20 protein-coding genes and 2 pseudogenes are annotated in these 21,817 nt (G+C 58.7%); 8 read left to right on the top strand and 14 right to left on the bottom strand.

Translation table 11 applies throughout. From position 1 onward, the window contains the following. The first annotated feature begins 1 nt into the window (after window position 1). Together RGV06_RS14965 and RGV06_RS14970 are read left to right on the top strand one after the other, a co-directional pair. On the top strand, window positions 2-940 hold the full coding sequence (locus RGV06_RS14965) for an MlaD family protein (RefSeq protein ID WP_019828293.1): 939 nt from the start codon (window positions 2-4) through the stop codon (window positions 938-940). Further along, entirely contained in the window at window positions 937-1,563 is a 627-nt protein-coding gene (locus RGV06_RS14970) for an ABC-type transport auxiliary lipoprotein family protein (protein ID WP_019828292.1), read from the top strand. Before RGV06_RS14965 ends, RGV06_RS14970 begins: the two co-directional genes overlap by 4 nt. Before the next feature lie 57 nt (window positions 1,564-1,620). On the opposite strand, the gene RGV06_RS14975 is transcribed toward RGV06_RS14970, so the two are convergent. The 4 genes from RGV06_RS14975 to RGV06_RS14990 form a co-directional block, all read right to left on the bottom strand. Further along, complete coding sequence (locus RGV06_RS14975) at window positions 1,621-2,361, bottom strand: SDR family oxidoreductase (protein WP_019828291.1); 741 nt, start codon at window positions 2,359-2,361, stop codon at window positions 1,621-1,623. 206 nt (window positions 2,362-2,567) lie between these two features. Beyond that, window positions 2,568-5,630: an efflux RND transporter permease subunit gene (locus RGV06_RS14980; RefSeq protein WP_322150353.1), complete on the bottom strand. Its 3,063-nt coding sequence runs from the start codon at window positions 5,628-5,630 to the stop codon at window positions 2,568-2,570. Next, window positions 5,627-6,694: an efflux RND transporter periplasmic adaptor subunit gene (locus RGV06_RS14985; RefSeq protein WP_019828289.1), complete on the bottom strand. Its 1,068-nt coding sequence runs from the start codon at window positions 6,692-6,694 to the stop codon at window positions 5,627-5,629. The genes RGV06_RS14980 and RGV06_RS14985 overlap by 4 nt, the downstream gene beginning before the upstream one ends. After that, window positions 6,691-7,782 (bottom strand): efflux RND transporter periplasmic adaptor subunit, encoded by a 1,092-nt coding sequence (locus RGV06_RS14990; RefSeq protein WP_322150355.1) that lies wholly within the window; start codon window positions 7,780-7,782, stop codon window positions 6,691-6,693. Before RGV06_RS14990 ends, RGV06_RS14985 begins: the two co-directional genes overlap by 4 nt. Before the next feature lie 117 nt (window positions 7,783-7,899). Here RGV06_RS14990 and RGV06_RS14995 point away from each other — a divergent pair, with 117 nt between their 5' ends. Next, window positions 7,900-9,063, top strand: coding sequence for an AAA family ATPase (locus RGV06_RS14995; RefSeq protein ID WP_019828287.1), 1,164 nt, complete (start codon window positions 7,900-7,902; stop codon window positions 9,061-9,063). Window positions 9,064-9,114: 51 nt separating this feature from the next. On the opposite strand, the gene RGV06_RS15000 is transcribed toward RGV06_RS14995, so the two are convergent. The 3 genes from RGV06_RS15000 to RGV06_RS15010 form a co-directional block, all read right to left on the bottom strand. After that, on the bottom strand, window positions 9,115-9,897 hold the full coding sequence (locus tag RGV06_RS15000) for a MetQ/NlpA family ABC transporter substrate-binding protein (protein ID WP_046808819.1): 783 nt from the start codon (window positions 9,895-9,897) through the stop codon (window positions 9,115-9,117). A 237-nt stretch (window positions 9,898-10,134) separates the two neighbouring features. Further along, window positions 10,135-11,031: a sigma 54-interacting transcriptional regulator gene (locus RGV06_RS15005; RefSeq protein ID WP_046808820.1), complete on the bottom strand. Its 897-nt coding sequence runs from the start codon at window positions 11,029-11,031 to the stop codon at window positions 10,135-10,137. A gap of 49 nt (window positions 11,032-11,080) precedes the next feature. Next, window positions 11,081-11,662, bottom strand: a complete 582-nt coding sequence (locus tag RGV06_RS15010) for an alpha/beta hydrolase (RefSeq protein ID WP_048352556.1) — start codon at window positions 11,660-11,662, stop codon at window positions 11,081-11,083. Between the two features lie 121 nt (window positions 11,663-11,783). Here RGV06_RS15010 and RGV06_RS25810 point away from each other — a divergent pair, with 121 nt between their 5' ends. After that, window positions 11,784-11,927, top strand: coding sequence for an Mpo1-like protein (locus RGV06_RS25810; protein ID WP_401015784.1), 144 nt, complete (start codon window positions 11,784-11,786; stop codon window positions 11,925-11,927). 55 nt (window positions 11,928-11,982) lie between these two features. Here RGV06_RS25810 and RGV06_RS15020 read toward each other — a convergent pair whose 3' ends face one another. Beyond that, on the bottom strand, window positions 11,983-12,630 hold the full coding sequence (locus RGV06_RS15020; RefSeq protein WP_019828282.1) for an HAD family hydrolase: 648 nt from the start codon (window positions 12,628-12,630) through the stop codon (window positions 11,983-11,985). A gap of 22 nt (window positions 12,631-12,652) precedes the next feature. Next, a complete protein-coding gene (locus tag RGV06_RS15025) occupies window positions 12,653-13,201 on the bottom strand; it encodes a gamma carbonic anhydrase family protein (RefSeq protein WP_046808824.1) in 549 nt (182 codons plus the stop codon). Window positions 13,202-13,276: 75 nt separating this feature from the next. On the opposite strand from RGV06_RS15025, the gene prlC reads away from it, so the two are divergent. Both prlC and RGV06_RS15035 read left to right on the top strand, forming a co-directional pair. Further along, a complete protein-coding gene (prlC, locus tag RGV06_RS15030) occupies window positions 13,277-15,355 on the top strand; it encodes an oligopeptidase A (RefSeq protein WP_164675415.1) in 2,079 nt (692 codons plus the stop codon). Then, window positions 15,352-15,630, top strand: a complete 279-nt coding sequence (locus RGV06_RS15035) for a YheV family putative zinc ribbon protein (RefSeq protein WP_019828279.1) — start codon at window positions 15,352-15,354, stop codon at window positions 15,628-15,630. The genes prlC and RGV06_RS15035 overlap by 4 nt, the downstream gene beginning before the upstream one ends. 112 nt (window positions 15,631-15,742) lie before the next feature. Here the strand turns inward: RGV06_RS15035 and RGV06_RS15040 are convergent. The 5 genes and pseudogenes from RGV06_RS15040 to oscA form a co-directional block, all read right to left on the bottom strand. Continuing rightward, window positions 15,743-16,722, bottom strand: a pseudogene (locus tag RGV06_RS15040) (sulfate/molybdate ABC transporter ATP-binding protein). A gap of 3 nt (window positions 16,723-16,725) precedes the next feature. Continuing rightward, a complete protein-coding gene (cysW, locus tag RGV06_RS15045; protein ID WP_019828274.1) occupies window positions 16,726-17,598 on the bottom strand; it encodes a sulfate ABC transporter permease subunit CysW in 873 nt (290 codons plus the stop codon). A 13-nt stretch (window positions 17,599-17,611) separates the two neighbouring features. Then, window positions 17,612-18,430 carry a sulfate ABC transporter permease subunit CysT gene (gene cysT, locus RGV06_RS15050; RefSeq protein WP_019828273.1) on the bottom strand — a complete coding sequence of 273 codons (819 nt, stop codon included), beginning with the start codon at window positions 18,428-18,430 and terminating at the stop codon, window positions 17,612-17,614. 90 nt (window positions 18,431-18,520) lie between these two features. Continuing rightward, a complete protein-coding gene (locus tag RGV06_RS15055; RefSeq protein ID WP_019828272.1) occupies window positions 18,521-19,531 on the bottom strand; it encodes a sulfate ABC transporter substrate-binding protein in 1,011 nt (336 codons plus the stop codon). Between the two features lie 68 nt (window positions 19,532-19,599). Continuing rightward, window positions 19,600-19,782, bottom strand: coding sequence for a sulfur starvation response protein OscA (oscA, locus tag RGV06_RS15060; protein ID WP_016782652.1), 183 nt, complete (start codon window positions 19,780-19,782; stop codon window positions 19,600-19,602). Between the two features lie 332 nt (window positions 19,783-20,114). Here oscA and RGV06_RS15065 point away from each other — a divergent pair, with 332 nt between their 5' ends. Both RGV06_RS15065 and RGV06_RS15070 read left to right on the top strand, forming a co-directional pair. Further along, on the top strand, window positions 20,115-20,363 hold the full coding sequence (locus tag RGV06_RS15065; RefSeq protein ID WP_019828271.1) for a TIGR02647 family protein: 249 nt from the start codon (window positions 20,115-20,117) through the stop codon (window positions 20,361-20,363). 166 nt (window positions 20,364-20,529) lie between these two features. Beyond that, a pseudogene (locus tag RGV06_RS15070) lies at window positions 20,530-21,786 on the top strand (class I adenylate cyclase); the annotation flags it as partial. Window positions 21,787-21,817 lie beyond the last annotated feature (31 nt).

Raw genomic sequence — 21,817 nt, forward strand, 5'->3', positions numbered from 1 at the left:
CATGGAAACCCGTGCCCATCATGTATTGATCGGCTTGTTCAGTGTCCTGGTTGTCGTCGGGGCCATGCTGTTTGGCCTGTGGCTGGCCAAGGCGAGCATGGACAGCACGTTCAAGGATTACGAAGTGGTGTTCAACGAAGCCGTCAGCGGCCTGTCAAAAGGCAGCTCGGTGCAATACAACGGGATCAAGGTGGGTGACGTCATCGAGTTGCGACTCGACGACAAGGATCCGCGCCGTGTATTGGCGCGCATCCGTCTGGCCGCCAACACGCCGGTCAAGGTCGATACCAAGGCCAAGCTGGCGCTGACTGGCGTTACGGGCACCTCGATCATCCAGCTCAGTGGCGGCGACCCGAATAGCCCGGACCTCAAGGGCAAGGACGGCAAGCTCCCGGAGATCGTGGCTTCGCCGTCACCGATTGCCCGTCTGCTCACTGACGGCACCGACATGATGGCCAACGTCAACATGCTGCTGCACAACGCCAACCAGCTCTTTTCCGAAGACAACGTCAACCGCGTGAGCAAGACGCTGGATAACCTCGAGCAAACCACCTCGGCAATTTCCGGTCAGCGCGGTGATATCAGCCAGACCCTGAAACAGCTGGCCCAGGTCGGTAAGCAGGCCAGTGCCACGCTGGAGCAAACCGCAGCACTGATGCGCAACGCCAACGGCCTGTTGAGCAGCGACGGCAAGCAGATGTTCGCCAGCGCAGACCGCGCCATGAAGTCGCTGGAACAAAGCAGCGCGACCATCAACACGTTGATCAACAGCAATGAGGAGTCGCTTAACAACGGCCTTCAGGGGCTCAATCAACTGGGCCCTGCGGTCAACGAATTGCGCGAAACACTCGGCACATTGCGCTCGATCTCACGGCGCCTGGAAGCCAATCCAAGCGGTTACTTGCTAGGCCGCGAACAGAACAAGGAATTCACTCCATGAAGCGTACCTATCGCCTGGCAGGTTCTATCATGTTTGCGGCCAGCCTGAGCCTGCTCAGCGCCTGTTCGATTCTGCCCAAGCCCGAGATGGTCGACGTCTATCGGCTGCCCGCTGCGCAAGCGCCCATTGCCGCCAGCCAAAGCGCGCCAGTGAAGTGGTCATTGCGTCTGGACAAGCCGATGGCCAGCGGCGCCTTGAACAACCAGAACATTGCCGTGGTGCCCGAGGGCAACCTGATCAGCAACTACAAGGGCGCCCGCTGGAGCGATACTGCGCCCGTGCTGCTACGCAATCGTCTGCTTGATGCCTTCTTGCAGGATGGGCGGATTCAAGGGCTGAGCACCGACGACAGCAACCTGCATGCCGATTACGAGTTGGGTGGGGAGTTGTTGGCGTTCCAGACCCACTACAACGGCAAAAGCCCTGAAGTATTGATCCAGTACAACGCCCGTCTGGTGCGCAGCAGCGACCAGCGTGTGATTGCCTCCAAACGGTTTGAAGCACGTCAGCCGCTCAGTAATCCATTGGTGCCGGGGGTGGTTGCAGGGTTTGGACAGGCCAGCGACACCTTGATGCCGCAAGTGGTGCAGTGGGTGATGCAGCAGGGTCAGGCGCAGCGTTAAAAGCCCCTCACCCGATCCCTCAGGAAAAGGGTCAGGGTGAGGGCGCTCTGCTTTTGCCTATACCAACCCGCCATTGGCCCGCAAAACCTGCCCGTTGACCCAGTCCGCTGCCGGGCTCACCAGAAACGAGATGATATTGGCAATGTCTTGTGGCTGGCCCAGACGCTCCAGAGGCGGCATCTTGGAGAACGTCTGGATTTGCTCTTCGGTCTTGCCCTGTAAAAACAGCTCCGTCGCCACCGGTCCCGGAGCCACTGCGTTAACGGTGATCTGCCGCCCGCGCAGCTCCTTGGCAAACACCTGGGTCAACGATTCAACCGCAGCCTTGCTGGCGATGTACACCGCGTAACCCGGCAGGTTCATGCCCACCGTACTGCTCGAAAAATTGACGATGCGGCCACCGCCGTTCAGCCGGGTAGCGGCTTCGCGCAGGGTGTTGAACGTCCCTTTGGTGTTGATATTGAAGGTCTGTTCGTATATCTCGTCGCTGTGCTGGGCCAGCGGCAACACGTTGAGTACACCCGCGTTGTTGATCAGTACATCGACCTTGCCCAGTTGCAGCTCCGCTTCATCGAACAGGCGCTTCACATCAGCGGCACTGGCCACATCCGCCTGCACGGCGATCGCCTCATGCCCGTCTTCACGTAGCTGTGCGACCAGCCGCGTGGCTTCGCCTGCACTGTTGGCGTAGTTGATGACCACGGCAAAACCTTCGCCTGCCAACTGTTTGGCAATTACGGCCCCGATGCCACGTGAAGCGCCCGTGACAATGGCGACTTTGGGTTGTGAAGAACTCATGGCAACACTCCGTTGTGGAAAAGGCGTGGGGCTAGACTCACATGTGCGCTCAGGCAGATAAAGACCGCTGGTTTGATACCGGTATTCGGATATTCCAAACAATCCTGGCCTCTGCAGGAGCGGGTTTGCTTGCGAAGGCATCAACGAAGTGTCCTTGAAACACTTCGTTGTCTGCATCACGAGCAAGCCCGCTCCCACAGGAAGAATCAAACATGGGCAGGCGGCGGCTCTTTGTTCTCCTTGATCTTGTACGAGGCCACATACAGCGCTGGCAGGAACAGCAGCGTGAGCAAGGTGGCCGACAGGATGCCGCCAATCATGGCGTAGGCCATTGGCCCCCAGAACACGTCACGGGCAATCGGGATCATGCCCAGGCTGGCCGCTGCTGCGGTTAGCAGGATCGGTCGGCGACGGTGCTGGGTGGCTTGCATCACTGCATGCCACGGGTCATAGCCGTCGCGCTCGTACTGATCGATCTGGGTCACCAGAATCACCGAGTTACGTACGATGATGCCCACCAGCGCCAGAATCCCCAGAATCGCCACAAAGCCCATTGGCGTACCGGTGGGTACAAGCGCCAGCACCACGCCGATCAGCCCCAGCGGCGCGACACTCACCACCAGGAACATCTTCTGCACGCTTTGCAGCTGGATCATCAGGAACGTTGCCATCAAGAACAGCATCAATGGCACTACCTGAGCGATCGGGCCTTGAGCCTTGGCGCTTTGTTCCACTGTACCGCCGGTTTGCAAGGTGTAGCCCTGGGGCAGGCTGTCGGCGAACGTGTCGACGTCAGGTTTGAGTTGGGCCACCAGGTCGGTGGGTTGCATCGAACCACGCACCGAGGCCTTGAGGGTCAGGGTGGGGATTCGGTCACGGCTCCATACCAACGGCTGCTCCAGCTCGTAGCGCACGGTGGCAAAGGCCAGTAACGGAATCGAGGTGCCACTCGGGGTGCTGATTTGCAGGTTGAGCAGGGTTTCGGGAGTGCCGCGCTCACTGCTGTTGGCCCGCCCGACGATGTTGATCAGGTAGATGTTGTCCTTGACCTGACTGACAGCTGCGCCGCTGACGATGCTGTTCATCACATGGGCCACGTCTTCGGACGACAGCCCGAACTGGCGAGCCTTGTCCTGGGCGATGTCGATACGCAGGACCTTGCCGGGTTCGTTCCAGTTGAAGATGGTTTCACCGACGTTGGGGTTGGCATCGAGCACTGTGGCCAGGTCGATCGAATACTTGCGCACCAGGTCGATGTCTTTGCCGCTGACCCGATACTGCAACGGTTGCCCTACGGGCGGCCCCAGTTCCAGGGTATGGACGAAACTGCCGATCCCCACGAACTCTTCGCGCAGGCGTTTGTTCAGGCGCTCCACCAGAACATCGCGGCTTTCAAGCCCGGTACTGACGATGACGAGCTGGGCATAGAAGGGGTTTTGCAGTTGCTGGTCCAGCGGCAGGTAGAAACGGATTGCACCCTCGCCGATGTACGAGCTCCAGCGCACGATATCTGGATCACCCTTGAGTGACTCTTCAAAACGCTGGGTAACTTTGAGGGTTTCCTCAATTGAAGCGTTTTGCGGCAGGTTCAGGTCTACCAGGATCTCGGGGCGATCGGATGCCGGGAAAAACTGGTTCTGCACCAGCCCCATGCCAAACACCGACAGGACAAACATCAGCACCGTGGCGCCGATGGTCCACCAGCGATTGCGCATGCACCACAGCAGGGCGGTATTGAAAACCCGGGCCAGACGCCCGGGCTCCTCGGACTTGGGTTTAACCTTGGCGCTCAGAATGTGTACGCCCAGCACCGGCGCGAACAGTACCGCCACCACCCATGACACCAGCATCGCCACGGCAATTACCGCGAACAGGGTGAAGGTGTATTCCCCCGCCGAGCTGTTGTTCAGCCCGATGGGAACAAACCCTGCCACCGTCACCAGGGTCCCGGTGAGCATCGGGAAGGCCGTGGAGTGGTAGGCAAAGGTGGCTGCCTGCTCCTTGGTCTCCCCCAGCTCCAGGCGCGTGATCATCATCTCCACCGTGATCATCGCGTCGTCCACCAGCAGGCCCAGGGCGATGATCAGCGCGCCCAGTGACACCCGCTGCATGGCAATGCCGGTGAACTCCATAAACACGAACACCAGCGCCAGAACCAGCGGGATCGAAATCGCCACCACCAAGCCGGCTCGCAAGCCCAGGCTGATAAAACTCACCGCCAGTACAATCACTACGGCTTCGAACAGCGCACTGGTGAAGCCGCTCACGGCTTCTTCAACCACCTGCGCCTGATCGGACACCATGTGTACGCCCACACCCACCGGCAACTGCGCGGTCAGTTCATCGATGCGCTCCTGCAGTTGCTTGCCGAACTCCTGAATGTTGCCGCCATCAATCATGGCGATCGCCAGGCCAATGGCAGGCTTGCCGTTGTAATGGAACATCGGCGCAGCAGGGTAGACGTAGCCTCGGGTAATGTCGGCAATGTCGGCCAGCCGGTAAAAGCGGTCGTTGACCCGCAGGTTTACCGCCGCCAGGTCTTCAACACTGTGGAACTGGCCTGACGTGCGGACCGACATGCGTTCGGGGCCCGCTTCGATGACCCCGGCGGGGGTTACGGCGTTCTGTGCTTGCAGGCTTTCAAGTATCTGCTGCTGATCAAGGCCCAGCGCTGCCAGCTTGCGGGTTGAAAAATCGAGGTAGAAGGTTTCTTCCTGCTCGCCAATGGTCATCACCTTGCCGCGATTGGGTACATCGCGGATGCCGGTGCGCACCTGCTCCACGTAATCGCGCAGCTGGCGCATGGTGAAGCCGTCGCCGGTAAAGGCGAAGATGGTGCCGTAGACATCACCGAACTCATCGTCGAACCCCGGGCCTTGAATACCTTGGGGAAAGTCGCCGCGGATGTCGCCGATTTTCTTGCGCACCTCATACCAGATATTCGGGATGGCATCGGCCTTGGTGGTGTCCTTGAGGAACACAAATACCGTTGACTCACCGGGGCGGGTATAGCTTTGCACGTAGTCGAGGGAATCCAGCTCTTCGAGCTTTTTCTCGATGCGATCGGTGATCTGCAGCCGGGTTTCATCGACTGTGGCGCCGGGCCATCGGGTCTGGATTACCATGGTTTTGATGGCGAAGGACGGGTCTTCTGCACGCCCCAGATTGATGTACGAGAAAATCCCGGCCACCACCGCCACAAACATCAAATACCAGACGAATGACTGATGTTTCAGGGCCCACTCGGACAGGTTGAACTTCCCATTCATTGCGAGCTTTCCTTATCGAGTCTGACTTTCTGCCCAGGGGTGAGGCTGTGTACGCCTGCACTGACCACCATGTCGCCGGCTTTTATGCCGCCAGACAACAACACGCTTTGTGCATCGCGCCGCAGAACCGTGACATCACGGGGGCTGACGGCATGGGTTGCCGTGTCGATGATCCACACGCGGGTGTGGCCATCGGTTTCTTGCATGGCCGTCAGTGGTAACTGAAAGTGCTCGGCGATCGGGCTGCTGACGGTCACGCTGACTGAGCTGCCAAGACGAAACGCCGCCGGGGTCGAGTCCAGTGTCAGGCGGGTACGTCGTGTGCGGGTTGCGCTGTCGGCCTGCGGAGCGATTTCGCGGATATGGGCGCTGGTGTTGATGTTCGGGTCGAGCTGACCAGCGACGCGGAACTCGATGTCTTTAGGCAAGGCCTCGGCCAGCGGTCCCGGCAGGTCGATCACCGCCTCTTTGATTTCAGGTCGTGCCAGAGTGACGACTTCCTGGCCGATGCTTACCACTTGCCCGGCCTCGGCCTGCCATTGAGTGATCACGGCGTCATGGTCAGCGCGCAGGTTGCAGTAACTGAGCTGATCCTGGGCCTGACTCACCGCCGCCTGCGCCTGCTGCATCGAGGCCTGGGTGGTCTTGAGATCAGCTTGTGCCGTGTCCAGCTGAGCCTGGGCACCCACGCCACGGTCGAACAGCTCTTGCTGGCGACGGGCGTTGGCTTTGGCGTTGATCAATTGCGCTTGCACCTTGGCCAGATCGCCCTGAGCCGAACGCAACTGATTTTGCTGATCGGTGGGGTCGAGGTTGGCCAGAATGTCCCCCTGTTTGACCACCGCACCCACGTCGTAATACCGGCGCACGATGCGCCCCGGAACCCTGAAGCCCAAGGTGCTTTCGTAGCGAGCTTCGATATTGCCGGCAAAGCGTCCCAAGTCTTGCGCCAGTTCGGGTTGCGCCACCACATACAGCGCCGGTCGAATGGGTTCGGGCGGCTGTTTTTCAGAACAGCCCACCAACAGGGCGGCCGCTAAGGGCATCATCCACAAACGCCTCATAGTTGAACTCCTTCGGCTGGAGCAGGGACGATTTCAACCTTCATGCCGGGGTGCAACAGTTGCCCGCCTGCAACCACGACTTTTTCCCCATCCTTGAGGCCTTCGCTGACGATTACGCTGCCGGTCAGGTAGCGCCCCACCTTGACCCGCTGCAGGCGCACGTTGTTTTGATGGTCGGCGATCCACACTGCGGGCTCGCTGATGTCCTTGGTCAGTGCCGACCACGGCAACTCGATGCTGCGACTGGGAGGCGGTGTCAGGTTGACGCTGACAATCGAACCTAGGTCCATGCCTTTGGGCAATGCATCCAGTTGCACCTTTATTTGCAGCGTGCCGCTTTGCGCGGCCACGGTGGGCGTGATTTCGCGGATCTGGCCGTTGACCTTGATCGTCGGATTACTCAAGAGCGTGACCTGCACGGTGGGGTCTTTGGGCGGCTCGATAAACAGCGATTCATACACGTTGAAAACCGCATCCCGTGCACCATCGCGGGCGAGGGTGAAAATCGGCATGGTGGCCTGCACCACTTGTCCTACCTCGGCCTGGCGCGCCGTGATAACGCCGGGCGCCTCGGCTTCAAGGTTGCTGTAACTCAGTTGTTCGCGGGCATTGGCCAACTGTGCCTGCGCTGCAGCCAAGGCGCTTTTTGCGCTCAACTGGGCGGCGTTGGCGGCGTCGTATTCGCTTTGGCTGGTATAGCCTTTTGGCAGCAATTTTTGCTGACGAATAAATGCTGCGCGGGTTTGCACCACTTGAGCCTGTTGCGCATTGACGCTGGCCTGAGCGGTCTCGACCTGGATCTTCAAGTCCTTGGGGTCGAGGCGTGCGAGCACCTGATTGGCCTTGATATGGTCACCCACATCGACCTTGCGCTCGATAATCTTGCCACCTACGCGAAATGACAGCTGGGTTTCGACCCGAGCCTGAATATCACCGCTGAGTTGAATGGGGGGGGCGAATTCTCGAGTGCTCACCTGCTGCACATACACCCTGGGGGACAAAGGTTCCTTAGGACCCTCCTTGCCGCACGCGGTGAGAAGCGCCAAGAGGCTCAAGCCCAAAATGCTCGTGTTCAGTGGACCTGCCATGCAAGCTCCTTTGCATAATGCCGATTAACATGCGGATACGGGTGATAGCGTAGAACAGTGTTCAGCGTCTGTGGGACTCTATTGCCGCCTATCGGTTTCACGAAATGAGGTCATACCATGCTCACCACCCTGGCCGTGGCCAACTACCGCTCTATTAACCAGTTGGTGGTGCCCTTGGCCAGACTTAATCTGATCACGGGGCCCAATGGCAGCGGTAAATCGAATCTTTACCGTGCCCTGCGGTTATTGGCCGAAACCGCCCAGGGCGGGGTGGTTAATGCGTTGGCCCGTGAAGGGGGGCTGAGCTCGACTTTCTGGGCGGGACCTGAAGTGATCTCCCGGCGCATGAAGTTGGGCGAAGTCGATGTTCATGCCAGCGTGCGTCAGGAAACCAAGCGCCTGCGCCTTGGTTTTGCCGGAGAGGATTTCAGCTACGCCATCGCCCTGGGCTTGCCGATACCCGGCCGTACGCAGTTCAACCTCGACCCTCAGATCAAGCACGAGAGCATCTGGGCAGGGCCTTTTTACCGGCCGGCCAGTGAGTTGGTCGAGCGTAAAGGCCCGCTGGTCCGCGCGCGTGATGGCCGTGACTGGCAGGTGCTGGCACAGCACACGCCGCTGTTCGACAGTCTGTTTGATCAGGTTGGCAGCATGCAGGCCTCGCCCGAAGTGTTGCAGCTGCGCGAATCGATCCGTGGCTGGCGCTTTTACGATCACTTTCGCACCGACCCGCAAGCGCCTGCGCGCCAACCGCAACTGGGCACACGCACGCCGGTGCTGCATCACGACGGCCGTGATCTGGCGGCTGCGTTGCAAACCATCATCGAGGTCGGCAACCCCGAAGCCTTACATGCCGCAATCAGCGATGCATTCCCTGGCGCCCGGTTGAAAATCGAGTGCGTGCCCGGCGGGCATTTTTATATCGAGTTTTATCAAGAGGGGCTGTTGCGCCCGTTATCGGCCGCTGAGTTATCAGACGGTACCTTGCGCTACCTGTTGCTGATTGCTGCCCTGCTCACTCCGCGCCCGCCGAGCATGATGGTGCTTAACGAACCCGAAACCAGCCTGCATCCTGACTTGCTGCCTGCGCTGGCGCGGTTGATTACCAGTGCCTCGCAACACACTCAGGTCTGGGTCGTGTCCCATGCCCGACGGCTGATTGCTGCGTTGCAGCAGGACCCTGACTGCAATTGCATCGTGCTGGAAAAAAACCTTGGCCAGACTGAAGTGGTCGGCCAGCGTCTGCTGGATCAGCCGGCCTGGTATTGGCCCGACAAATAAAAACGCCGACGCTATAAAAGCCGTCGGCGTTTTCAGTGGAGCTGTGCTTGATCAGAACGCTGGCAGCACTGCGCCTTTGTATTTTTCAGCGATAAAGGCTTTTACTTCCGGGCTGGTCAGGGCTTTGGCCAGCTTCTGGATGGCCGGGCTGTCCTTGTTGTCAGGACGGGCCACCAGGAAGTTTACGTACGGTGAATCAGCACCTTCGATGATCAGCGCGTCGGTGGCAGGGTTCAGGCCAGCTTCCAGCGCGTAGTTGGTGTTGATCATGTCCAGGTCAACCTGGTCCAGCACGCGTGGCAGCAGTGCGGACTCAAGCTCTTTGAACTTGAAGTTGTGCGGGTTCTTGGCGATGTCTTTTGGCGTGGAAACAGCGTTGGTCGGGTCTTTGAGTTCGATCAGGCCAGCCTTTTGCAGCAGGATCAAAGCGCGGCCGCTGTTGCTGCCTTCATTGGGGATGGCAATGGTTGCGCCGTCTTTGAGTTCAGAAAGGCTTTTGACCTTTTTCGAGTAGCCGCCGAACGGTTCAACGTGAACACCGATCACGGTTTGCAGATTGGTGCCTTTACCTTTGTTGAAGCTTTCGAGGTAGGGCAGGGTCTGGAAGTAGTTGGCGTCCAGGTGTTTCTCGGCCACTTGCACGTTAGGTTGCACGTAGTCGGTGAACACTTTGATTTCCAGATCCACGCCTTCTTTGGCGAGGGTCGGCTTGATCAGCTCAAGGATTTCGGCGTGGGGTACTGGAGTTGCAGCCACTACCAGTTTTTCGCCAGCCTGTGCCAGGCCTGCCGTCAGAGCAGCCGCCAATGCGGTAAACAACAGAACCTTTTTCATGCAATACCCTTAAGTGTATGACCGTTCGGATGACGGTTTTCTTGGAAGACGAAGCAGACAATACCGAGATTCTTTATTCCCGAACAATAATATTTATTCAGCTTCTTATGCCATTTTGTTCGCTTGATTTTTTCCTTTCGCAGGCCTCGTGGGAGCGGGCTTGCTCGCGATTGCATCAATGCGGTGTTCCAGACAGGCCGCAGTGCTTGCATCGCGAGCAAGCCCGCTCCCACAGGGTCAGGTAAGCAGGTGTTTAATTGCCGCCAATTCCTGGGCCGTCGCGCTTTTTATAAACAGCTCTATCTGGCTCAACCCATCGGGCAGGTTCAGGTGCTCGGGCTGAATCTCCTCGCCGGTGCTGACCAGCAGCGCAAAATGAATCACGTTTTCCAGTTCCCGGGTGTTGCCCGGCCAGCTGTAACGTTCTAGTACCCGCTGCGCGCCGTCGCTGATAAAAGGTACGGGCAGATTCAGGCGCTGGCTGTAGATGCCTAAAAAGTATTCGGCCAGCGACAGGATGTCACCGGGCCGTTCGCGCAAAGCGGGCAATTCCAGCCGCCCTTCGCTGAGGTAGTGAAACAGTCGCTCGTGGAATTTGCCTGCACTGACCGCCTGCGCCAGGTCGATGCTGGTGGCCGCCACCAGTCGTACGTCTACAGGGCTGGGTTGATGGGCTCCCACGCGAGTCACTTCGTGGGTTTCCAGCGCCGCCAGCAGCTTGATTTGAATCGCCAGGGGCAAGTCGCCAATTTCGTCCAGATAGAGCGTGCCGCCATTGGCCGAGCCAAACCAGCCCGCGCGGCTGCTGGCCGAACTGTTGTGTGCTCCGGCGGCATATCCGAACAGCTCGGCGTCTGCGTAAGTGGGGCTGATCGCCCCGCAGTTGACCGACACAAACAAGCCGGTACGGTCGCTGGCGCGGTGAATGTGCCGGGCCAGCAGCTCCTTGCCGCTGCCGGTTTCACCCCGGATTAACACTGGCAGCGCGCGGGGCGCCAACAGCTCCAGATCGTTGCGTAATTTGCGTGAACGAGGGTCGACAAACACCAGCGCCTTGGCGCGAATGCTCAGCGGGCTTTTTTCCGCGTCGGGAAAGGTCAGCAATGGCTGGCCAAAGGTTTCATGCAGGCTCATGACAGGCTCCCACCCGCAGCCTATGGGTGGGCGCGGGCGTTACAGAAATTCATGCGCGGCGCAGGGCACCGTGCTCGATGCGGGTTTGCAGGCGGTATAAAAAGGCAAAGCCTTGCTCCCAGCGCTGGTGTCCGGACTTAACGTTGATGTGCCCTGCGCCGCTGATAACGCCAATTTCGGCGCCCCACTGGCGGGCAAACTCCATTGCCCGTGGCGCACTCACCGCCGAATCGTTATCCGAGGTGACAATCTGGCTCGGGAACGGCAAAGGCAGGCTCGGGATAGGGGCAAAGTTGCGCAAGGCTGGCGCACAGGCTGGACGTTCGACATCGGCCGGGGCCACCAGCAACGCGCCGCGGACTTGGCCCAGCAGGCTTTCTGGCGCACGCTCGGCCCAATGGGCTACGGTGATGCAACCCAGGCTGTGGGCGATCAGAATCACGGGGGTGCTGTCAGCGGCAATGGCTTCGGCCAAGGCGGCAATCCAGTCTTCGCGCCGAGGCGTCAGCCAGTCGGCCTGCTCCACCCGGGCACTGTTCGGTAAGCTGTTTTGCCAGTGGGTTTGCCAATGATCGTCGGACGAACCTTGCCAGCCCGGCACTATCAAATAGCGAATCGAATCGTTGCCCATGGGTGTGCGCCTCCAGCGGTATGTGTGTTACCTAGTCAGTATAGGGACGGTTTTTAGATTCGCTAAGGAATAAGAAGCTATTTGTTTATAACTAAAAATAATAAATTGAGGGTTCTGCACCCTGAAAAGCCTGGTCGACCATCTGAGCCAGTACGCGGCCTATCACCGTGATCCGCACACTATCGCCACCCATTTCGTGGGTATCGGTCTGGAAATCGGTGTGGGAGCGAGCCTGCTCGCGATTCAGACGGCGCGGTTTGTCTGAACGACCGCGCTGATGCCTTCGCCAGCAGGCTGGCTCCCACAAGGGATATATCAGCTCATTTTCTGAACGCCTGATGCAACTGCGCCAGCGTCTCAAAGTGGTACTTGGGTGCAAACGAATTAAGTTCTTCGAAGCTGCCAAACCCATAACCCACGGCAGCTGCGTCCATGCCATTGTCACGAGCACCGATCAGGTCGTGCTTGCGGTCACCGATCATCAGGGTCTGCGCCGGGTCCAGCCCTTCAGTCGTCACCAGGTGGTTGATCAGCTCGACCTTGTTGGTGCGGGTGCCATCCAGTTCGCTGCCGTAAATCACTTTGAAGTGCTTGGCGAAATCAAAATGACGGGCGATTTCACGGGCATAAACATGGGGTTTCGAGGTGGCGATATACAGTTGGCGACCCTGTGCCACCAGCTCTTCGAGCAGCGGTGTTACACCTTCGAAGACTTCGTTTTCATACAGCCCGGTCACGGCGAAACGCTCGCGGTAGAAGCCCATTGCTTCCCAGGCTTTTGCCTCGTCAAAGCCATAGGTGGCCATGAACTGTTGCAGCAACGGCGGGCCGATAAAGTGCTCAAGCCGGGTCAGGTCAGGTTCATCAATGCCCAGTTTGCTCAGGCCGAACTGGATCGAGCGGGTGATGCCTTCCCGTGGGTCGGTCAGCGTGCCGTCAAGGTCGAACAATACGTTTTGGTAATGCATGGAAACTTCCTGAAAAGTGAGCTTAAACCGGCTGGTCGTAGCCTTCGGCCAAGTGCTGGTCCTTGAGTTTTACGTAGTTGCCGGCGCTGTAGGTGAAGAAGGCTTTTTCTTTTTCGGTCAGCTCGCGCACCTGTTTGACCGGGCTGCCCACATAAAGAAAGCCGCTTGCCAGGCGCTTGCCCGGGGGCACCAGACTGCCTGCGCCAACGATCACGTCGTCTTCAATAATGGCACCGTCCATCACGATGCTGCCCATGCCGATCAGGATGCGATTGCCCACGTGACACCCGTGCAGCATGACTTTGTGGGCGATGGTCACGTCGTCGCCGATCAACAGCGGGAACCCGTCGGGGTTGAAGGGGCCTGCGTGGGTGATGTGGAGCACGCAGGCGTCCTGCACGCTGGTGCGGGCGCCGATGCGGATGCGGTGCATGTCGCCGCGAATCACGGTCAGCGGCCAGATAGAACTGTCGGCGCCGATCTCGACGTCACCGATCACCACTGCCGAGCGGTCAACAAAGGCGCGCTCGCCCAGGGTCGGTGTGTGCTGCTGGAACGGACGAATGGACACGAATAGCTTCCTTCTTTAGCAGTGATAGCGGGGCTGATTGCTGCGCAGTGCGTCGATTGTAATTAAGATGGCCCAATGTTTCTTCAAGCCAAGGTGCCAAACGTGAGCGAGAACAACCCTCTTTTGCAGCCCTACGACCTGCCGCCGTTCTCGGCGATCCGTCCTGAGCACGTACAGCCGGCCATCGAGCAGATCCTCGCCGACAACCGCGCCGGCATTCAAGCCATCCTCAAGGACCAGGGCCAGAACCCTACATGGGCTGGGCTGGTATTGGCGATGGATGAGCTGAACGACCGACTGGGCGCGGCCTGGAGCCCGGTCAGCCATCTTAATGCGGTGTGCAACAGCAGTGAACTGCGTGAAGCCTATGAGGCCTGCTTGCCTGCCTTGAGCGCCTATTCCACCGAGATGGGTCAGAACCGCGAACTGTTCCAGGCCTTCGAAGCCCTGGCCCACAGCCCGCAAGTGGCTGGTTTCGACCAGGCGCAAAAAACCATTCTTGAGCACTCGCTGCGTGACTTCCGCCTGTCGGGTATTGACCTGCCGGAGGCTGAGCAAAAGCGTTACGCCGAAGTCCAGAGCAAACTGTCGGAGCTGGGCAGCAAGTTCTCCAATCAGCTGCTGGACGCGACGCAGGCCTGGACCAAGCACATCACCGACGAAGCCGCACTGGCGGGCCTGACCGATTCGGCCAAGGCGCAAATGGCCGCTGCTGCACAGGCCAAAGGTCTGGATGGCTGGCTGATCAGCCTGGAGTTCCCGAGCTACTTCCCGGTCATGACCTACGCCCAGGATCGCGCCCTGCGCGAAGAAGTCTATGCCGCGTACTGCACTCGCGCGTCGGATCAGGGCCCGAATGCCGGCAAGTTCGACAACGGTCCGGTGATGGAAGAAATCCTCGACCTGCGTCAGGAACTGGCCAAGTTGTTGGGTTTTGGCAGCTTTGCTGAGCTGAGCCTGGCCACCAAAATGGCCGAAACCCCGGATCAGGTACTGACCTTCCTGCGCGATCTGGCCAAGCGCAGCAAGCCATTTGCAGCCCGCGACCTGGAACAGCTGCAAGCCTACGCCACCGAGCAAGGCACCCCGGAACTGAAAAGCTGGGACACAGGTTTCTTCGGCGAGAAGCTGCGTGAACAGCGCTACAGCGTGTCGCAAGAAGCACTGCGTGCTTACTTCCCGATCGACAAAGTACTGGGCGGCCTGTTTGCCATTGTGCAGAAGTTGTACGGGATCGAAATCGCCGAAATCAAAGGCTTCGATACTTGGCACCCGGACGTGCGCCTGTTCGAAATCAAGGAAAACGGCCAGCACATCGGGCGCTTCTTCTTTGACCTCTATGCCCGCGCCAACAAACGTGGCGGTGCGTGGATGGATGGCGCCCGCGATCGTCGTCGCACGGCAGCCGGCACGCTGCAAAGCCCGGTGGCCAACCTGGTGTGCAACTTCACCCCGGCCGTTTCAGGCAAGCCTGCGCTGCTGACCCACGACGAAGTCACCACCCTGTTCCACGAATTCGGTCACGGCTTGCACCACATGCTGACCGAAATCGAACACGCGGGCGTGTCCGGCATCAACGGCGTGGCTTGGGATGCTGTCGAGTTGCCGAGCCAGTTCATGGAAAACTGGTGCTGGGAGCCTGAAGGCCTGGCGCTGATTTCCAGCCACTACGAAACCGGCGAAGCACTGCCAAAAGACCTGCTGGACAAGATGCTCGCGGCCAAGAATTTCCAGTCCGGGCTGATGATGGTTCGCCAGCTGGAATTCTCCCTGTTCGACTTCGAGCTGCACGCCACACACGGTGACGGTCGCAGCGTGGCGCAGGTGCTGGACGGCATCCGCGATGAGGTATCGGTCATGCGTCCACCGGCGTACAACCGCTTCCCTAACAGCTTTGCGCATATTTTCGCGGGCGGTTACGCCGCGGGTTACTACAGCTACAAGTGGGCTGAAGTGCTGTCGGCTGATGCGTTCTCGCGCTTTGAAGAAGAAGGCGTGTTCAACCCGCACACCGGCAAGGCATTCCGTCAGGCGATTCTGGCCCGTGGCGGCTCGAAGGCTCCCATGGAGTTGTTCAAGGACTTCCGTGGGCGTGAGCCGTCGATTGACGCGCTGCTGCGCCACAGCGGCCTGACTGAGGATTCGGCGGCATGAGCGATGCACCTGTGAATGTGACCAAAAAACGCTTTATCGCCGGGGCTGTCTGCCCGGCGTGCAGCGAGCCCGACAAGTTGATGATGTGGAACGAAGACGAAGTGCCGCACCGCGAATGTGTGGCCTGCGGTTATTCGGATACGTTGAATGAGCAAGGTTTGTCGGTGCCCAAGGAATTGGGTACGCGGGTCAATGTTTCTGCGTTGAAAAAAGCACCGGATCCTAAAGTGCAGGCGGTGCAGTTTTTTCCGAATCCGAAGCTGAAAAAGCCTTAGATCCACTCTGAAACTGTGGGAGCGGGCTTGCTCGCGATGCAACCGACGCGGTTTATCTTGAAACCACGTTGCCGCCATCGCGAGCAAGCCCGCTCCCACAAGGGCAGTGGGCTTACGCCTTTTGCCACACCTTCGGCTTGAAGAACAACGTCTCGCCGCGCGCCAGATCGGTCAGGCTGTCGTGGTCCTTGACCACTTCAACTTCGATTAACTCGCTTTGCCCTTCAACTTTCAATGTCACCCGGGTGGTCGCGCCCAATGGGCGAATATCGCGTACCTGCGCGGCATGGTGGTCTTCGATCTCGTGACGCGACAACGACACTTCGTGCGGACGGAACAGCAGGTGCTGATCTTCGCCGATGTGCAGACGATTGGAGTCGCCCAGGAAGTGGTAAACAAAATCGCTGGCCGGGTTTTCATAGACTTCGCCCGGTGAGCCGATCTGCTCGATCACACCCTTGTTCATCACCACGATACGATCGGCCACTTCCATGGCCTCTTCCTGGTCGTGAGTCACGAATACCGAGGTCAGGTTGATGTCTTCGTGCAGGCGCGCCAACCAGCGGCGCAGCTCTTTACGAACCTTGGCATCCAGCGCGCCGAACGGTTCGTCCAGCAACAGCACTTTTGGCTCTACCGCCAAGGCGCGGGCCAGTGCGATACGCTGGCGCTGACCGCCAGAGAGCTGCTCCGGGTAGCGATCCGATAACCAGTCCAGTTGCACCATGTTCAGCAGCTCATGGACTTTTTCAGCAATGCGGGTTTCGTTAGGACGTTCTTTTTCGGTTTCATGCGCAGGCCGAAAGCCACGTTGTCGAACACTGTCATGTGGCGGAACAACGCGTAATGCTGGAACACAAAGCCGACGTTGCGATCACGCACGTCGTGCCCCGAGACATCTTCACCGTGGAACACGATGTTGCCTTCGTCGGGGGTTTCCAGGCCTGCGATGATGCGCAGCAAGGTGGTTTTGCCGCAGCCCGACGGGCCGAGCAGGGCCACCAGTTCGCCGCTGTGGATATCCAGATTGATGCTGTCCAGCGCCTTGAAGGCGTTGAAGTTCTTGCTGACGTTACGGACTTCGATCGACATGGTTTATTCCTCCGCGGCGCTGGCGCGCAGGCGGTTAATACGGGATTCGCTCCACTGCTTAAGCAGCAGGATGAAGAGCGCCATAATCAGCAACAGGGTCGCCACTGCGAAGGCGGCAACGTGGTTGTATTCGTTGTAGAGAATCTCGACGTGCAACGGCAGCGTGTTGGTCACCCCGCGAATGTGCCCGGAAACCACCGATACCGCACCGAACTCACCCATCGCCCGCGCTGTACACAGCACCACGCCGTAGATCAGGCCCCATTTGATATTGGGTACGGTTACGTGCCAGAACATCTGCCAGCCGTTGGCGCCCAGCAGGCGTGCGGCTTCTTCTTCCTGGGTGCCCTGTTCCTGCATCAGCGGGATCAGTTCACGGGCCACAAACGGCACGGTGACGAAGATGGTTGCCAGCACGATACCCGGCAAGGCGAAGACGATCTGGATGTCATGCTCCTGCAACCACGGGCCCAGGAAGCCTTGCGCGCCGAACATAAGCACGTAGACCAGACCGGCGATTACCGGCGAGACCGAAAACGGCAGGTCGATCAGGGTGACCAGGATGCTCTTGCCGCGAAAGCTGTACTTGCTTACGCACCAGGCCGCGCTGACGCCGAATACCACGTTCAGCGGCACCGAAATCACCACCGCAATGATGGTCAGCTTCAGGGCCGACAGGGCGTCGGGCTCGATGATGGCGTCGACGAAGGTACCGACTCCCATTTTCAAACCCTGGGACACCACGATCAGCAGTGGCAGCAGCAAGAACAGGGTGAAAAACAACCAGCCGAAGCCGATCAGCAGACGTCGCGACGTCGGGCTGCCACGGCGGGCGGCGTTGGCCACGGATGAGGCGCTTTGTGTTGAACTGGACATGGTCAGGCCTCCTTCACGGTTTTTCGATGCGGCGCTGAATCAAGTTGATGATCAGCAGCAAAATGAAGGAAACCACCAGCATCATCACGCCGATGGCCGTGGCGCCGGTGTAGTCGTACTGGTCCAGCTTGACCATGATCAGCAACGGCAGGATTTCGGTTTTGAACGGCATGTTGCCGGCGATGAAAATCACCGATCCGTACTCACCGACACCGCGGGCAAACGCCAGGGCAAAGCCGGTCAGCCAAGCGGGCAGCAGGGCTGGCACCAGAATGTAGCGGAACACTTGCAGTGGCTTGGCGCCCAGGCAGGCAGCAGCTTCTTCGATTTCTCGCGGGATATCGGCCAGTACCGGCTGCACCGTTCGCACTACAAACGGCAGGGTGACGAAGGTCAGTGCCAGGGTGATACCCATCGGGGTGTAGGCGATCTTGAAGCCCAGGTCGGTGGCGAACTGGCCGATCCAGCCGTTGGGGGCGTACAGGGCCGTCAGTGCGATACCGGCTACGGCGGTTGGCAGGGCAAACGGCAGGTCGATCATGGCGTCGATGACCTTGCGTCCCGGAAAGGTGTAACGCACCAGCACCCAGGCCAGCACGGTACCAATGATGCCGTTGATGATTGCAGCGACGAAAGCGGTGCCAAAGCTCAGTTGCAGCGCAGCCAGCACCCGCGGAGCGGTGACGATGGCCCAGAACTGGTCCCAGGTCAGTTGAGCGGCATGCACGAACATCGCCGCCAGTGGAATGAGCACAATCAGGCTGAGGTACACCAAGGTGTAGCCCAGCGTCAGCCCGAAGCCGGGTATGACGGGGGAGATACGACGCGACATAAAAGTCCTTGGGTTAACGCACGAGGCCCGCAACCAATTGCGGGCCTGATGTTCTAGCTTTAAGCGTGGCTCAGAGGCCCGCCCCGCAGGTTATTGCGCCTGGTAAATCTGGTCGAACACGCCGCCGTCATTAAAAAATTTCGGCTGCGCAGTCTTCCAGCCACCGAAGTCTTTGTCGATAGTCACAAGCTCCAGTTTCGGAAACTGTTGTGCGTATTTGGCAGCGACTGCCGCGTCACGGGGGCGGTAGAAATTCTTCGCCGCAATTTCCTGGCCGGCTGGGCTGTACAGGTGCTCCAGGTAGGCTTTGGCGATTTCGGAGTTGCCTTTTTTCTCGGCATTTTTATCGACTACAGCCACCGGAGGCTCGGCCAGAATCGACAGCGAAGGCACGACGATATCGAACTTGTCATTACCACCGTCTTCCTTGAGTGCCAGGAACGCTTCGTTCTCCCAGGCCAGCAACACGTCGCCCTGACCGTTGTTGACGAAGGTAATGGTCGAGCCGCGTGCGCCGGTGTCCAGCACGGGTACGTGTTTGAACAGCTCTTTTACGTATTCTTTGGCTTTTTCCTCGTTACCACCGTTGGCTTTAAGGCCGTAGGCGTATGCCGCGAGGAAGTTCCAGCGAGCACCGCCGCTGGTTTTAGGGTTCGGAGTAATCACCGACACGCCGTCTTTGGTCAGGTCGCCCCAGTCCTTGATCCCTTTAGGATTACCCTTGCGTACCAGGAACACGATGGTCGAGGTATACGGGGTGCTGGCGTCAGGCAGGCGGGTTTGCCAGTTTTCCGGCAGGGTTTTGCCCAGTTTGGCGACTTCATCGATGTCACCGGCCAGCGCCAGGGTGACCACGTCAGCGCGCAGACCATCAATTACGCCGCGAGCCTGTTTGCCCGAGCCACCGTGGGATTGCTGGATTTTGACGTTGTCGCCGGGGTGGCTGGCTTTCCAGAAGTGGGTGAATTCGGTGTTGTAATCCTGGTACAGCTCGCGAGTCGGATCGTAGGAAACGTTGAGCAATTCATAATCTTTGGCCACAGCGGAGCCAGCAAAAATGGCACTGGCCAGCGCGGCCAAAGCGTAACGGCGTAGGGACATAGGTGAGGCTCCAAAGCTTTTTCTAGTTTTTTTATGAGGCGCACTCGCGTGAATGCGCTTTCTATTGATCAGGCGTTTTTTTGACTCGGGTTTTGCAGACGGAATTTTTCTTTACGTTCGATCTGAACCACTTGAGCGTTGTGCACAGTGATTTCAACAGCACCAAAGCGCAGGTCTCGCAGCGCGCTCTGGATTTCCCGAAGGATGGTTGCTTCGTCCTGGCCGTCAACGCTACGCAGAGATGCGCTCATGGTGCTGCTCCTGAAAATATGGGTGCCGACAGGGATGCTGGCGTAGGGCAATAGTAGTGAGGCGCGGATATTCTTAAAAATACTATTTAAGAATGTTTATATAACTGAAAAGTCATACCGGGCCCGCAGCCAGCAAAACCCTGTAGATACTCTGTTGCCGGGCAGCTATCCCCAGTGAGAGCGAGCCTGCTCGCTCTCACAGTTGGACTACACTCCAAATGCTCTATCGCGACAGGCTGTTTTATAAAGGTAGGAACTGCCACTGGACAGTCAGCGTCAGTGCGATCACCTTAGAGCGGCTGTCGTCTTTTCCTGCATAGTCTGGAGTCTTTATGTCGTTTACCCCTGAGCTGGTTGCCGAACTGGAAGTCCTTGCACTGTTTGACCTGGAAAGTACCCTTGAGGGCCTGAAGATCCATCAACATGCGGCACCCGAAAAAGTGGCTGCTGCACGCCGTCTGTATGACAAGAAGCTGATTGATCAACCCGATGGCGGTTACCTGACCAGTCTGGGCCGTGATGCTGCTCAGAGTGTTCAAGTACTGCTGACCATCCTTGTAGAGTCCAAAGAAATCGCCTGACGCCACGCCGCGCCCTCGGGATCTGAACGTTCAATGATTCCGCGGGCACATTTTTCCCCGCAGTAAAAATCTGAGCTCAAAAGCGCAATCCTCCTGAGTCTTTCCCACGGCTGGCTGTAGACTCCCACTCCCTATTGGTCTTGTGGCGAGCCGGTCTGAGCGTGAAATGACGAGCCCTCCTGAAACACTTCCCGTGCTGAGCGATGGAATCGAGCGACAGACTCTCCAGCAACTTCGTGGCCGGTTTCTTGCCGTCAATCAGGGCCGCATGGGTCGTGCGATGGAAGGCCTGGCACCCGGCCAGCAATCGCTGCTGAGGCTGTTGGCGCTGTTCTTTCATGTGAATCACCCGCTGTTGCCTGGCTATGTTTCGGCCTGTACCCCGGCGGGGGTGACGGGCTATGAACCTGACGCCCCCACCCTTGCTGCAGCGCAGCAATTGATACGGGGTTTTGCGTGCAGCATGGGCAGCGCCTGCGCTTCAGAGCCGATTCATGGGCTTTTTTTGATGGGCAGCCTTGGCACTTTGGCCCAGACCGATCAAAGCGATATGGATGTTTGGATTTGCCTGGGCCCGGACTTGAGCGATGTGGCATTGGCGGCGTTACGCAAAAAATGTCGACGGCTGGAGGTTTGGGCGGCAAGCCAGGGGATTGAAGCGCATTTCTTCTTGATTGATGCGCAGCGTTTTGCGCAGGGCGAATGTGTATCTCAGCCGAGCCACGGCGACAGTGCCAAACCTCGCAACACGTTGTTGCTCGATGAGTTTTATCGCACTGCGATCTGGCTTGCTGGGCGTACGCCGATGTGGTGGTGGGTGCCGGCGCATGAAGAGGCCCGGTACGCCGAATTTGCTCAAGGGCTGTTGGCCAATGACGTTGTTGGGTGCGATGAAACCATCGACCTCGGGCACCTGGCGCAGATTGCCCCCGGCGAATTTCTGGGCGCCGGGTTATGGCAATTGTTCAAGGGCATTGAGTCGCCGTACAAGTCATTGCTCAAGCTGTTGCTGGTGGAGGTGTACGCCAGCGAGCACCCGCAAGTGAACTGCCTGAGCCTGAGTTTCAAGCAGACGGTGTACGCCAATCGGCTCGACCTGGATGAACTGGACCCTTACGTGGTGGTGTATCGGAGGATCGAGCAGTACCTGCAGGGGCGCGGCGAGTTGCAACGTCTGGAACTGGTTCGCCGCAGCCTGTACCTGAAGGTAGGTCACAAATTGAGCGGTAGCGAGACGGGTATGCAGTGGCAGCGCCGCTTGCTGCAGCGACTGACTCGCGAGTGGGGCTGGAATGAGCAGCACCTGGCAATGCTCGACAATCGTTCCCGATGGGAGGCGCAGCAGGTCAGCCATGAGCTCCGGGCATTGGCCCGTGAGCTGAGTGTCAGCTACCGGTCTTTGAGTCAGCTTGCTCGCGATGAGCCAGTACCTGCGTGGTAACGGTGCTGGGGCA

It is taken from the genome of Pseudomonas sp. CCI3.1, from assembly GCF_034313985.1.
GTDB classification, from domain to species: Bacteria; Pseudomonadota; Gammaproteobacteria; order Pseudomonadales; family Pseudomonadaceae; genus Aquipseudomonas; species Aquipseudomonas psychrophila.

Bases quoted from the DNA above. Each gene is read 5' to 3' on its own strand.
- oscA (WP_016782652.1), bottom strand. From the start codon at position 19,782: ATGAGCGCATCTCTGCGTAGCGTTGACGGCCAGGACGAAGCAACCATC.
- RGV06_RS15010 (WP_048352556.1), bottom strand. From the start codon at position 11,662: ATGGGCAACGATTCGATTCGCTATTTGATAGTGCCGGGCTGGCAAGGT.
- RGV06_RS15000 (WP_046808819.1), bottom strand. From the start codon at position 9,897: ATGAAAAAGGTTCTGTTGTTTACCGCATTGGCGGCTGCTCTGACGGCA.
- cysW (WP_019828274.1), bottom strand. From the start codon at position 17,598: ATGTCCAGTTCAACACAAAGCGCCTCATCCGTGGCCAACGCCGCCCGC.
- RGV06_RS14970 (WP_019828292.1), top strand. From the start codon at position 937: ATGAAGCGTACCTATCGCCTGGCAGGTTCTATCATGTTTGCGGCCAGC.
- cysT (WP_019828273.1), bottom strand. From the start codon at position 18,430: ATGTCGCGTCGTATCTCCCCCGTCATACCCGGCTTCGGGCTGACGCTG.
- prlC (WP_164675415.1), top strand. From the start codon at position 13,277: ATGTTTCTTCAAGCCAAGGTGCCAAACGTGAGCGAGAACAACCCTCTT.
- RGV06_RS14995 (WP_019828287.1), top strand. From the start codon at position 7,900: ATGCTCACCACCCTGGCCGTGGCCAACTACCGCTCTATTAACCAGTTG.
- RGV06_RS14965 (WP_019828293.1), top strand. From the start codon at position 2: ATGGAAACCCGTGCCCATCATGTATTGATCGGCTTGTTCAGTGTCCTG.
- RGV06_RS15035 (WP_019828279.1), top strand. From the start codon at position 15,352: ATGAGCGATGCACCTGTGAATGTGACCAAAAAACGCTTTATCGCCGGG.
- RGV06_RS14975 (WP_019828291.1), bottom strand. From the start codon at position 2,361: ATGAGTTCTTCACAACCCAAAGTCGCCATTGTCACGGGCGCTTCACGT.
- RGV06_RS15055 (WP_019828272.1), bottom strand. From the start codon at position 19,531: ATGTCCCTACGCCGTTACGCTTTGGCCGCGCTGGCCAGTGCCATTTTT.
- RGV06_RS14990 (WP_322150355.1), bottom strand. From the start codon at position 7,782: ATGGCAGGTCCACTGAACACGAGCATTTTGGGCTTGAGCCTCTTGGCG.
- RGV06_RS15020 (WP_019828282.1), bottom strand. From the start codon at position 12,630: ATGCATTACCAAAACGTATTGTTCGACCTTGACGGCACGCTGACCGAC.
- RGV06_RS15065 (WP_019828271.1), top strand. From the start codon at position 20,115: ATGTCGTTTACCCCTGAGCTGGTTGCCGAACTGGAAGTCCTTGCACTG.
- RGV06_RS14985 (WP_019828289.1), bottom strand. From the start codon at position 6,694: ATGAGGCGTTTGTGGATGATGCCCTTAGCGGCCGCCCTGTTGGTGGGC.
- RGV06_RS14980 (WP_322150353.1), bottom strand. From the start codon at position 5,630: ATGAATGGGAAGTTCAACCTGTCCGAGTGGGCCCTGAAACATCAGTCA.
- RGV06_RS15005 (WP_046808820.1), bottom strand. From the start codon at position 11,031: ATGAGCCTGCATGAAACCTTTGGCCAGCCATTGCTGACCTTTCCCGAC.